The sequence below is a fragment of the Rhizobium sp. RM genome (genome assembly GCF_013390595.1).
Taxonomy (GTDB): Bacteria; Pseudomonadota; Alphaproteobacteria; order Rhizobiales; family Rhizobiaceae; genus Agrobacterium.
In genome coordinates, this window is the sequence record NZ_JACAWV010000024.1 from 108,542 (window position 1) to 120,458 (window position 11,917).

The 11,917-nt window shown below is 55.8% G+C and carries 12 protein-coding genes and 1 pseudogene; 1 reads left to right on the forward strand and 12 read right to left on the reverse strand.

The features are described from left to right. Positions 1 to 337: 337 nt before the first annotated feature. The 12 genes from HWX89_RS25055 to HWX89_RS26600 all read right to left on the reverse strand — a co-directional run bounded on the left by HWX89_RS25055 (position 338) and on the right by HWX89_RS26600 (position 11,381). Positions 338 to 838, reverse strand: coding sequence for a YciE/YciF ferroxidase family protein (locus tag HWX89_RS25055; RefSeq protein ID WP_138793007.1), 501 nt, complete (start codon positions 836 to 838; stop codon positions 338 to 340). Positions 839 to 956: 118 nt separating this feature from the next. Next, on the reverse strand, positions 957 to 1,559 hold the full coding sequence (locus tag HWX89_RS25060; protein WP_138793006.1) for a general stress protein: 603 nt from the start codon (positions 1,557 to 1,559) through the stop codon (positions 957 to 959). A gap of 30 nt (positions 1,560 to 1,589) precedes the next feature. Further along, the gene (locus HWX89_RS25065; RefSeq protein ID WP_138793005.1) at positions 1,590 to 1,907 is read right to left on the reverse strand and encodes a PepSY domain-containing protein; all 318 of its coding nucleotides are present in this window, start codon (positions 1,905 to 1,907) and stop codon (positions 1,590 to 1,592) included. A gap of 89 nt (positions 1,908 to 1,996) precedes the next feature. Continuing rightward, the gene (locus HWX89_RS25070) at positions 1,997 to 2,173 is read right to left on the reverse strand and encodes a hypothetical protein (protein ID WP_178340929.1); all 177 of its coding nucleotides are present in this window, start codon (positions 2,171 to 2,173) and stop codon (positions 1,997 to 1,999) included. A 149-nt stretch (positions 2,174 to 2,322) separates the two neighbouring features. Further along, positions 2,323 to 2,940, reverse strand: coding sequence for a flavodoxin family protein (locus HWX89_RS25075; protein WP_138793004.1), 618 nt, complete (start codon positions 2,938 to 2,940; stop codon positions 2,323 to 2,325). Positions 2,941 to 3,128: 188 nt separating this feature from the next. Next, the gene (locus HWX89_RS25080; RefSeq protein WP_138793003.1) at positions 3,129 to 3,749 is read right to left on the reverse strand and encodes a nucleotidyltransferase family protein; all 621 of its coding nucleotides are present in this window, start codon (positions 3,747 to 3,749) and stop codon (positions 3,129 to 3,131) included. A 17-nt stretch (positions 3,750 to 3,766) separates the two neighbouring features. Beyond that, positions 3,767 to 4,684 carry an XdhC family protein gene (locus tag HWX89_RS25085; protein WP_138793002.1) on the reverse strand — a complete coding sequence of 306 codons (918 nt, stop codon included), beginning with the start codon at positions 4,682 to 4,684 and terminating at the stop codon, positions 3,767 to 3,769. Between the two features lie 56 nt (positions 4,685 to 4,740). Further along, complete coding sequence (gene paoC / locus HWX89_RS25090; RefSeq protein ID WP_138793001.1) at positions 4,741 to 6,939, reverse strand: aldehyde oxidoreductase molybdenum-binding subunit PaoC; 2,199 nt, start codon at positions 6,937 to 6,939, stop codon at positions 4,741 to 4,743. Next, positions 6,936 to 7,892 carry an FAD binding domain-containing protein gene (locus tag HWX89_RS25095; RefSeq protein WP_138793000.1) on the reverse strand — a complete coding sequence of 319 codons (957 nt, stop codon included), beginning with the start codon at positions 7,890 to 7,892 and terminating at the stop codon, positions 6,936 to 6,938. The genes paoC and HWX89_RS25095 overlap by 4 nt, the downstream gene beginning before the upstream one ends. Next, positions 7,889 to 8,515 (reverse strand): 2Fe-2S iron-sulfur cluster-binding protein, encoded by a 627-nt coding sequence (locus HWX89_RS25100; protein ID WP_138792999.1) that lies wholly within the window; start codon positions 8,513 to 8,515, stop codon positions 7,889 to 7,891. The genes HWX89_RS25095 and HWX89_RS25100 overlap by 4 nt, the downstream gene beginning before the upstream one ends. A gap of 280 nt (positions 8,516 to 8,795) precedes the next feature. Further along, a complete protein-coding gene (locus HWX89_RS25105; protein ID WP_246705301.1) occupies positions 8,796 to 10,598 on the reverse strand; it encodes a PAS domain-containing HWE histidine kinase family protein in 1,803 nt (600 codons plus the stop codon). Positions 10,599 to 10,841: 243 nt separating this feature from the next. Continuing rightward, on the reverse strand, positions 10,842 to 11,381 hold the full coding sequence (locus tag HWX89_RS26600) for a GSU2403 family nucleotidyltransferase fold protein (RefSeq protein ID WP_353505727.1): 540 nt from the start codon (positions 11,379 to 11,381) through the stop codon (positions 10,842 to 10,844). Between HWX89_RS26600 and HWX89_RS25115 the strand changes: the two are divergent. Then, positions 11,364 to 11,765, forward strand: a pseudogene (locus HWX89_RS25115) (SDR family NAD(P)-dependent oxidoreductase); the annotation flags it as partial. The gene HWX89_RS26600 and the pseudogene HWX89_RS25115 sit on opposite strands and share 18 nt — an antisense overlap. Positions 11,766 to 11,917: the final 152 nt, after the last annotated feature.

The window sequence follows — 11,917 nt, forward strand, 5'->3', positions numbered from 1 at the left end:
TGAGCCCTGGTTGCTGTACGCCACCGTACCGTTGCCACTGCTGATTGACCGCAATGGGTGGTCATCGATGAGGCATATCTTAAATAAATCAACTTGCAGGCGGTTCCAACGTTCAGGAATGTAATCCAGAGAACATTAGAACCACACTCCGAGCGAGCCGGATTTGAACGGGCGTGGCAATAACTGCGTCGGCGCCGTCCGACAACAGCCGACAGATGATCATTTTTCCCGATAAATTACGACAAACGCCTGTCGTAGCCGCTGGAACAGAAGCGCCGCGCCCGCTCGGCACATAAGCAAGTGCTGGCTGTCACGCCAGCACTTCGAAACCTGGCGCTCAGGCTGCTTTCGTTTTGGCCCTGCTGTTTGAACTTGTATTCGCAAGTGAAGAAAGGGCTTCGTCGGTCGCGCTTTCCTCACCAAGGGTCTGCTCGAAAAGTGCCGCGGCATCCTTCATTCCGAGCTGAAGCGCCCAGGTTCTGAGCGTTCCATAACGTGTAATCTCGTAGTGCTCGACAGCCTGAGCCGAGGAGATCAGTCCAGCATCAAGTGCGCTCGATCCCTTGAAGGCCTCGGTGATTTCTTCGCCCTCAGCGATAATCCCTTGAATGGCCTCACATGTCTTTCCGCGTGCAGGTTTACCGAGCAACTCGAACACCTGCTGGAGGCGTTCAACGTGAGTTTCGGTTTCGTCCCTATGTTTTTCGAATGCCGCTTTCAGTTCTTCGGATTGGGCAGCCCTGGCCATTTTTGGCAGTGCCTTCAGCACCTGACGCTCGGCGAAATAAATGTCTTTCACCGTGTCGAGGAAAAGATCTTCCAATGTCTTCTCAGCCATTTTTACTCTCCTGTTCTCAATGAGGTTATGAATGAAGCCTGCGCTTCGTTCGTCGTATTGCCGAATTCCTGGAAAACGGGCGCGCAAGCTCCATTCGCGCGCCCGATCTGTGAAAGCCTTAAAGGGACGTGGAGCGATACCGGGCTCGTTCGCGATCGACATCTTCTGGGCCAAATGGTGCCAGACTGTCGTCAAAACGCCGCCATCCCTCATCCTGATAGGCCGTACGGCGTTGGACGGGATCCACCCAGTTGGATTGTTTCAAGATGTCCTGCGCGACAGAAACACGGTCGTCCTCGACACGAGCCGTGACGAGAGTGCCGCCTCGTCGCACACCCTCGGCATAGACGTGAGCATCATCTTCAGAAACACCTGAACGGGTCATCGCTCCGATGATGCCGCCTGCTGCACCTCCCGCGACCGCGCCACCTGCAGCGCCCGCGGCAGTCGCTGCAAGCCAGCCAGCCGCGACAACTGGACCAACACCCGGGATGGCCATCAGTCCAAGACCTGTGAGCAATCCACCCGCACCGCCAACAACCGCTCCAATCCCGGCGCCAGCACCGGCGCCTTCAGCGGCATTGGTGTCTGCCCCGTGGCGTTTGTCTGCATTGTTTGCAACAATGCTGATATCACGGGACGGAACGCCTGCGTCTTCAAGCGCGCTCACCGCGGCGCTTGCATCGTCGTAGTCATCAAACAGTCCGGTTACAGTTCTCATCTGGTTTCTCCCAAAGCACGTGTTCGTTTCTTACTTGGCGACGACATTGCCCTGATAATCGAGAGCAACGGAAACAGGCCTGCCATCCTTCTTCGCCGCTGCCATCCAGATCCCCTTGTCGTCTTTCTTGAGCCCGGTTACGTCCATGTAACCCGCCTCTTCGATCCTTTCTTTCGCCTGCGCCTCGGTGAAGCTGTTCGCGCCTTCAACCGGAGCCGTTGGGTTCTTTCTGTCGGGTGTCGCGACGGCAGGCGTATTTCCGTCGGAATTAGCTGGCGGCGACTGTTGCGCCGTTACGGAAAGCGCACTGGCGCTAACAAAAAATGCGACGATAAAAGCAGTTTTCATGTGAGGGTTCCTCCCATATTGGATCGAGCCTTCGGAAGACTGCCCAGGCTCCTTTCTTCAGAAATAGGAACCCAGCCAGCACTCAGGCCCTATTGATCGTTCTTGTGACTTTGCCGACCTGCCTTGACGTGCTGCTCGTGGGTGCCACCCCGCTTGCTGCCATCGCTGGTGGTCTCTCCGCGGTCCCCGGCGGGTTTGCCGCCAGCGCCCTTGCGATTTTTTTTGTCGGATTTTTCCTGGTCCTGCATTCCGCCCTGACTTGCCATTGTTGTCTCCTTTATGTCGCGACTGTCCGTGATTGAACGCCACCCGAACCTCGCAGGACTTTGGAAGTTCCCAGGTAAGTCGAACGCCTAGAGTGAAGTTTAGAGCGCATCGAGCCGCCAACACCGGCGGAGCGAGGCTTCACGGCTTTTCAATCCTCAGATCCCGGATACGGCTTTTCCCGCAAAACAGAAGCCGAATGAACGGCATTGCGTACGAGCATCTCGATCATGGTCTGAACGGTTTTGGGTGTTTCTTCCAGGTCGACAAAATTGACAGATCCCATTGCTTCCCCCACCCAGTAGACGACAGCATTGGCAGGGATTGTGAAACCCACATCATTCAAGGCCTGAAACAATTCTGCCGATACATGGTGGGCGCCATCTTCGTTACCCACGACGGCGACCGCTGCAACCTTCCCATATGAGAGCATACGCCCCTTATTGTCCGTTTCATCCAGGAAGGCGTCCATGCGTTCGAGAACTCTTTTGCAAACGCTTGATGGCTGGCCAAGCCATATTGGAGTGCCGATCAGCAGGATATCCGCATCGAGAATTCTTTGGCGAATGCCGGGCCAGGCGTCACCCTCGCCCTCATCAGAACTCACACCAGGCTTGATGTCGTAGTCGGCCAGGCGGATGGTCTCTGTCACAATGTCCTTTTGACCAAGAGACTGGGCCAGCAGGAGAAGCAGCTTCTCTGTCGAAGATCGATCTGTCGATCCCGACGGCTTGAGGGTGGCGTTGAGTGCAAGGGCCTTGAGTGCCATGTTTTCTCCTTCAGGGCCAGCCAATGACGGCGCTCGCCCCGTGAAAAACGAGGATGCAACGATGGTTGAAAGCGCGGCACATGCCGAACGCTGGCAATGTCTGTTATGTTGATCGCCAGCCCCAACAACGTCGCTCGCGAATTGTTCCGAGAAAATTCGGGAGCTTTGCAGGCCACTATGCCGGGAACTTAAGGAGGCGACGCTCCTGTCAGAAGATCCCTCATCGCATCGAACTCGACCGGAGTATCGATATCGAGAAGCGCAATGTCGCCGAGTTCCACATCGAACACGGGCAGGCGGCTTTCCGCTAAGAAAAGCTTTGCACCATTGTCTCCACGCAGTTTGAGCAATGAACCAAAATCACGACGCGGAAAAATGACCGGATTCTTCGGAACGCCCTGTGAGGTGGCTCGAATGATTGCCTGGCATCCGTGTCCAGCGAAACATCCAATAAGACGATCCAGATGGCATGACGTCATCGCTGGCATGTCGGCCAGCATGATCATGATCCCATTCGGCTCTGCACGCATCGCCTGGTCAACGCCGGCGACGATGGAACTTGCCATCCCCTCTGAAAAGGCATGATTGTGCACGACAGACACATCAAGTTCGCGGAGCGCCTCTTCAATCTCGTGGTGTCGGCATCCTGTCACCACGACGACGTTCCTCGCTCGACAGGCCAGTGCATTCGAGGCGGACCATCTGACAACCGGAATGCCGTCAATCTTTTCAAGCAGCTTGTGACGTGTTGACCCCATCCGCGACGACTTCCCGGCTGCGAGGAGCACAATCGCTACATCTGGATCCATTTTCACCCCCGCGGCTTTCAGCCGAATTGCTCAAGCCTCGAGGCTGTAACATCGGCTATGACAGAAATCGCGAGCGATGTGATGTCGCGGGTGGCGCCAAAGAGGCCGATTGGCGCCTTGATACGGTTGATGTCCTCAAATCCGTATCCATTTTCGGTGAGCTTTTTCACCCGTCTGTGATGAGTGCGACTGCTTCCGAGAGCGCCTATGTAGAATGCAGGTGACCTGAGAGCTTGCATCAGCATTTCTCGTTCTGCATCGATATCGTGGTGCAGCAATACCACTGCCGTATACCTGTCTATTACTCCTTCGAGAGCAAGCGCCTTCGGCGCAGAGTAATCGTCGACGACGTCATATCCCGACACGAGCGCCAGGCGCTTAACAGCCTCCGTTTCGCCCATCTGGCCGCACAGTAAGATCCGTGTTTTAGGTCGATAGGCGACGGTGAATTCCTCACTCGACCATTTCATGCGGGAAACCTTCTCCGTGACTGATAGGCTTTGTCTGTCCATGGAAAATCGCAAACCGACCGGGTTCCTGTCCGCAAGACAGCAAGCGACGTCCTCAAGTGGTCCGACATCACGAAGACAATGGATAGCGACTGAAATTCCGCCGCCACAGGGCAACCGGATATCGAAATAGCGCGATCCCTCTCCGAATTTTACGACCCGGTCTCGGCCTTCCGCCATCGCCAGAACGGCCTCGGCTGCAACGGCTGCCTCTACACATCCTCCTGACACGTAGCCGCAATAACGCCCATCCTCGGTCACAACCACTTGCGAACCGAGAGAGCGTGCCGCTCCGCCGCGGATATCGACAAGGGTCGCCAATGCAACCTGCCCTACACGAAAAGCGTCGATTGCAAACCTGATCAGATCAATCGGGTCGTCCGTCATGTTGACACGAACGGGATATTTTTGAGCAACCTGGACCATTCGGAACCTCTCTGTCCTCGGGCCGATCGCAGACCTCAGCGATCGGAAGGGGGCGTTTAGGCGACTTTCGGAAGTTTTCCGACAAGCTTATCGAGGGTGATCGGATAATCTCTGACGCGGATGCCCGTCGCATTATAGATCGCATTTGCAATCGCTGCGGACACACCGCACAGACCGAGTTCGCCCACGCCTTTTGCTTTCATTGGCGAAGACATCGGATCGATCTCATCCATGAAAACCACATCCTGATGGGGAATGTCGGCATGGACCGGGATCTCGTATCCGGCCAGGTCGTGATTGACGAAAAAGCCAAGGCGTTTATCGACCACGAGCTCTTCGCTCAATGCTGCCCCAGCCCCCATCGTCATCGCACCAATCACCTGACTTCGAGCGGTCATCGGATTGAGTATTCGTCCAGCGGCACAGACCGCCAGCATACGCCTTATTCTCGTTTCGCCGGTTGCAACATCGACGCCGACCTCGACGAAATGCGCGCCAAACGTCGATTGCTGATGAGTCTTCGTCAAATCGCCCCATTCAATTGTGTCCTCAACCACAATGCCCTCGTCGCCTGCAGCCTCCTCAAGTGAAACAGATCTGTTACCCGAGCGGACTTTTCCGTTCTCGAAGACCACGTCTGGACCGTTGAAGCCGAGTTTTTGCGCAACGGTCTCCCGTAACTTCACGCATGCCGCATAAACGCCTGAAGTGGCAGAGTTTGCACCGAACTGCCCGCCAGAACCTGCAGAGACGGGAAAACCCGACTGACCGAGCTTCACAACGACTTTGTCGATCTCCGTGCCCATCATTTCCGCTGCAGTTTGGGCAATGATCGTGTAACTCCCAGTGCCGATGTCGGTCATGTCGGTTTCGACAGTCACAACGCCCTTGTGGTTCAGCCTGACGCGTGCACCTGAGGGAACGACGAGGTTGTTGCGAAACGCTGCCGCGACGCCCATTCCGATCAACTGCTCACCGTGTCGACGTTGACCGGTTTTTCCCCTTTCCTTCCATCCAAAGAGGTCTGCGCCGCGGCGAAGACATCCAATAAGATCGCGATGCGAAAACGGGCGCTCAGGCTTTTCCGGATCAACCTGGGTATCATTGATGATGCGGAATTCGACCGGGTCGATGTCCAGCTTTTCCGCGATCTCGTCAATGGCAATCTCCAGAGCCATCAGGCCCGGGGTTTCACCCGGGGCTCGCATTGCATTTCCCTCTGGCAAATCAAGCGTCGCAAGCTTCATGGCCGTCATCCGGTTCTCGCCAGCATAAAGCAGTCGCGTCTGATTGACTGCCGTCTCAGGGTTCCCGCCCTCAAGATCCCCGGACCAGCTTTCATGCGAAATCGCATTGATCTTGCCGTCGTGACCGGCGCCAATGCGGATTCGCTGGATAGTTGCCGGACGGTGCGTGGTATTGTTGGCGATGACCGGACGGGGCAAAGCGACCTTGACCCGCAGCCCGCTCGCTTTGGCGCCAAAAGCCGCCAGCACGGCGTCAGACCGCAAGAACAGCTTTCCCCCAAACCCGCCACCAACGAAGGGGGACATCAAGTCGATATTCTTCTTGTCGATCCCCAGGGTCGTTGCGAGATCCGAGCGCCACCAGTCGATCATCTGACTTGACGTCCAAAGTTTCAGACGATCACCGTCCCATTGGGCAATGGAGGCGTGCGGTTCCATCATCGCATGTGACTGATCAGGCGTGACATACGTCTCATCGAGCACGACGGGTGAATTGCGATAGGCAGTCAGGAAATCCCCGGTCGATGTCTCAGGCTCCTGAGAAGGATCTGGTGTCACTGCCACTTTTTTTGCCTGATGAAGATCAAATTCGCCAGCCGCTTGATTGTACTCGACCTTGACGAGCCCGGCGGCAGCTCTTGCCTGCTCGAATGAAGAGGCCACCACCAACGCAATCGCCTGGTGGTAATGCTGTATCCGGTTTCCTCCGAACAGGCTCGCCGTGTTGTATTCACCCTTTTCGAGTTCGCCAACATCCAGGGATGTCACCACGGCGAGAACGCCGTCCGCACCTCGAGCTGCCGATGTATCGATTGACACGATGGTGCCTTTCGCGATCGATGAACAGACAGGATACCCGTATGCGCACGTTTTTTCCTCGTCACTCCATTCGAAAGCATAAGTCGCCTGGCCCGTGACCTTGAGAAGACCGTCGATACGTGGATGTGCCTTCCCAACAACGCGCAACTGGTCGATGGGGTTGATGCCGGATGGTCGGTCGAATTTCATGATCTGTTCTCCGCTTCGGCAACTATCGCGCCAAGTGTCCGTTCAACGAGCGCGATTTTGAAGGCGTTTTGTTCGCTTGGCTTTGCCTCGGCGAGGAGGCGAGACGTAGCAGCAGACGCGCCGTCCGGTAGCGCGGTATCGGCATCAGCGACGCGCCAGGGTTTGTGGGCTACACCGCCAACGGTGAAACGGCCGGTACCGTCTTCGAAGATTACCGCACCAATCGAGATGAGTGCGAAAGCATAAGATGCCCGGTCCCTGACCTTTCTGTATACCTGCCTGCCGCCAATCGGCGCCGGGAGTGTGATGGCCAGCACAAGTTCTCCCTCATCGAGGACTGTGTCTCTTTCAGGTGTGTTGCCGGGAAGGCGATGAAAGTCAGAAATGGAGATCGAGCGACGAGTGCCATCCAATCTGACCGTTTCGACAATGGCATCAAGAGTACGTAGCGCAATCGCCATGTCGCTCGGATGGGTGGCAATACACTCCTTGGAGTGTCCGATGATGGCATGCTGACGCGTAAATCCTCCGATAGCAGAGCATCCGCTTCCCGGCTGACGCTTGTTGCACGGCTGGTTTGTATCGTAAAAATATGGGCAGCGCGTTCGCTGCAGGAGGTTGCCTGCGGTCGTTGCCTTGTTTCTCAACTGGCCTGATGCACCTGCCACCAGCGCTCTCGTGAGAAGCCCGTAATCCCGCCGCACCACCTCATGCGCTGCCAGGTCACTGTTTCTGACCAGAGCGCCGATGCGTAAGCCGCCTTCCTCTGTTGGCTCGATCTTGTCCAGACCGAGCCCGTTCACGTCGATGAGATGTGAAGGATGCTCGATTTCGAGTTTCATCAGATCAAGCAGGTTCGTACCGCCTGCGATGAACATCGCATCGGGGTTCACTGCGACAGCCTTGCATGCGTCTGTGATCGAGTTCGGGCGTTCGTAGCTGAAAGGTCTCATCCCTCCACACCTCCGACTTCGCAGATCGCATCGATAATGTTGGAGTAGGCCCCGCATCGACAGAGGTTGCCGCTCATGCGTTCACGTAGCTCAGCGCGGTTTGCAACAACCGGTGACGTCAGGTCGCGTGTTGCATGACTTGGAATGTTTTCACTGATTTCCTCGAGAACCGCGACTGACGAGCAGATTTGTCCGGGAGTGCAATAACCGCACTGAAAGCCGTCATGAGCTACAAAAGCCTGCTGCATTGCATTTGGGTTTTGAGGGGTACCAAGGCCCTCGATCGTCGTGATCTCCTGACCTTGATGCATGATGGCAAGTGTCAGGCAGGCGTTTATTCTGCGGCCTTCAACGATCACGGTACACGCTCCACACTGTCCGTGATCGCATCCTTTTTTGGTGCCCGTCAGATGTAAATGCTCACGCAGCGCGTCAAGCAAAGTTACTCGATTGTCCAGTTGCAGATTGTGGGAGACGCCATTGACGCGAAAGCCGATTTTGCTCCGAAATTGTGTTGAGGGCTTGGACGTGTCCGCCTTCGAAAGATCCCGCGAGTCGCGAGCATTCGCTGTCGCCTCGGGAACATCGTTTCGACAGGTGACCATTTGCGCGTTGGACTGCATCGTCAGGCTCCACTTTACTGGTTTGACAGAACGACCGATCGGCCTGAGGACCTAACGCTTCACCTTCACGATTGGTTACAAATTAATTGAAGGCTGTGGATGGGTTTTTAGAGCCGTGGACACCGAAGCAGCCACCGTCGGGCAAATTTTTGCCAGCACGTGTGCCGACGAAGTCCGGCGAGATGAAAGTTCGGGGCAACTGGTATCATGCGTCAGAAGTTGAAACGCGTCATTGCAACACATCTGTCGTCTCGCGTCGTGAGGCCGCGTCAGACCCCGATCATATCTCCGACATGTCAGCTTCAATGCGGCATGTAACGCCGCCAACCGGGTAAAGGATTTCGGCTTTTCCTCGCAACTCCGCCGACAAAAGCCGCTCGACAAGCGTTGACCCAAAGCCTCTGCGTGTCGGCGCGTTGACGGCAGGGCCTCCGCTCTCCGTCCACGAAATCCTGAGTCTCGAACTTCGAACGTCATGTTGCCATCTGATGGAGACTTGTCCCTCTGGGACGGACAATGCACCATATTTTACCGCATTTGTTGCCAGTTCATGCAATGCAAGCGACAACGAGATCACCGCTTTTGGGGGAAGAGGTACACGTGGCCCATCGATCTCGAAAACATCAATCGGATAGGGGGATATCGCCTGCAGCACGACCGATCTGAGATCGGCCCTGTACCAGTCACCCTGAACGAGAAGATCCTGCGCGCGGCTAAGAGAAGTTAGTCTGCTTGTGAAGGCGTCAACATTCTCCCGGTTTGACTGGTCTTTGCCCAACGTCTGCCGCGCAACGGCAATCACCGTTGCAAGGATGTTTTTTACCCGATGATGCAATTCATTTGTGAGAAGCGATTGAAGGCGTTCGGCCTCCTTTCGCGCGGAAATGTCATGCGCAAGTTTCGATGCGCCTATGACCCGTCCGGATATGTCGTGAATAGGGGAAACGCTAAGAAGCACATCAACGATTGCTCCATTCTTGCAAATTCTTTTTGTCTCATAAGGTTCGACAACCCGCCCGGCTTTGACCCTGTTCAGGATCGAAGGTTCTTCATCTTGACGGTCCTCGGGCACCAGCATCAGCACAGATGCGCCTATCGCTTCGCTCTCGGCATAACCATAAAGCCGTTCGGCTGCAGCGTTCCAGCTTGTGATCTTCATGTCGAGGTCGATCCCGAGAATGGCATCGTTCGACGATGCGATCATTGAAGCGAGATGTCTTTCAGCCTCCTGAACGCTCTTTCGTTCCGTTATGTCGACGACGATCGCCACGGATTGCACGATCCTTCCCTTCTCGTCCCTGATGGCCGAGACTGAATTTGCAACCCACACCAAGCTTCCGTCCGGGCGAAGATACCGCTTCTCGGTATCGAAGCTTTCCCCAGTTTCAATCAACCTTTGAAAAAGTGCGCCGTTTCCAGGAAGATCATCCTCGAACGTGATGTCCTGCATGCGCATTCCTGCCAACTGTTGTGCAGAGCGACCAACAATCTCGCTATAGCGCTTGTTGACACTGATCAGCCTGCCCGACAGGTCCCCCAGAGCGATACCAGCGGCGGACTGCGAGAATATTGCACGCAGCCGTTCCTCACTATTGCGAAGTGCGACATCAGATCGCACACGACTGGTGGTCTCGTTGACAATGCAGAATACGCCTTGGACGCACTTATCCTCATCGCGTAGGGGAGAATAGGAAATGTCGAAGTATACCGTTTCGGGGTAGCCATGGCGTTCAATGTAAAATGGTCGGTCTTTCGCCGCGACCGTTTCCCCGCTTTCAAGAACACGTCTCAAAAGCGGTTCCAGATCTGCCCACAGCTCGCTCCAATACTCTCGCGCCGGCCGTCCAAAGGCATAAGGATGCTTGTCACCGATCGTCGGCGCGTAAGCGTCATTGTAAAAAGCGACGAACTCAGGCCCCCAGAACATCACGATCTGTGCCTGAGATGAGATCATGAGGTCGATCGCGACATGCAAGCAAGATGGCCATGTCGCTGGTGAGCCCAGTGAAGTCGAAGACCAGTCAACCGCCTCAAGCAGTTCGATGACGCCGATATGGCTAGCTATTTCATCCTGCGCAGTCAGATCCAATCCCCTCCGCGATTGTTCTCAAAACTCTACAACAGTTCGTTGACGGAACAAGCGGATGGATAAAAACGTACAAAAAGTTCATGCGTGGTGGAGAACTCTGCCATCGCCGCTGCCAGCAAAAGAGCGCGAAATGGATACGGCTGGCGCGGAGCGCAACATCCCGACCGTCTCTCTTCCTCCAATCATGGCGAAAGAAGTCAAATCAACTCCTCAAATCGCTACGGCTCCAAGGGAAGATCAAGCGAAGAGCGTTCGAATGACAAACTTCAACATGCGCAGGCGAGCTGATCCAAATTCTCCGCTGCTAGAAACTTTTCCTACCTCGACGTTCGTCCCGATTGCTGAGCAAGAATCTGTTTGGGCCCGATTCATCCGCATAAACTTCGGCTGCCAGCGCAGCCTTCTGAACCTCGAACTAGACAGAATGGCGTTTGCGTTGAAGCTGTGGCGCTGCTTTGTCAGGCATGATCGTCTGGCATGCGGCAGTTTGGCGCTCCACTCACGCCGGACGGCATCAACGCCCGCTGTGATCGCACTTCTCCAAGATGGCCCTCTGCCCCATGCTTCGCGAAGGGAATCTTCCAGATCGCGGCCTGCTCCTGTTTCCCGCAACGCCTCAAATAGCATTCCGGCCTGACGCAAGTCCTTTTCTTTCTTTGCCCTTCCAGCGGCATCATCTTGACGCTGGCCGGCCACGATCAGTTTGTGAACGGCGAACCGTGATGGATCGGGCACCACGACCGAGACTCCGGCACCATGCGCGCTGCCGTCCCCCATCTCAAGTCTTCGAAAGGATCGATCGTGAACGTCAGCTCCGTTTCGGGGACGGGCGGTGACTGGGGTATGGCGGCCTATAATGCGGCAAAGGGAGGCGTCACAAACCTGACGCGGGCGATGGCTATGGACCACGGCAAGGACGGCGTTCGCGTGAACGCGGTCTGCCCGAGCCTGACGCGTACGGGAATGACCGAAGACATGATGGGCGACGACAAGCTGATCGCGAAATTCAACGAGCGCTTTGCATTGGAAGGTCCTGGCAAACCTGAAGATGTCGCAGCCGTCATTGTCTTCCTTGCCAGCGACGACGCCCGTTTCGTATCCGGCGTCAACTTCCCCGTGGACGGAGGGATGTCCGCCTCGAACGGTCAGCCGCCGCAATAAGGCGAGCGGTATGCACGGGACGTTCACCGCCGCTAAATCGTCGCGTTCGATCTTGATGACCATAATCAGGTGATTCAAGTTCCAAGCCCAGGGGGACTCGCGACGAGGCGGAGGCCGTCAAGGAAGCGTCAACCCAGAAAATTTCACACCAT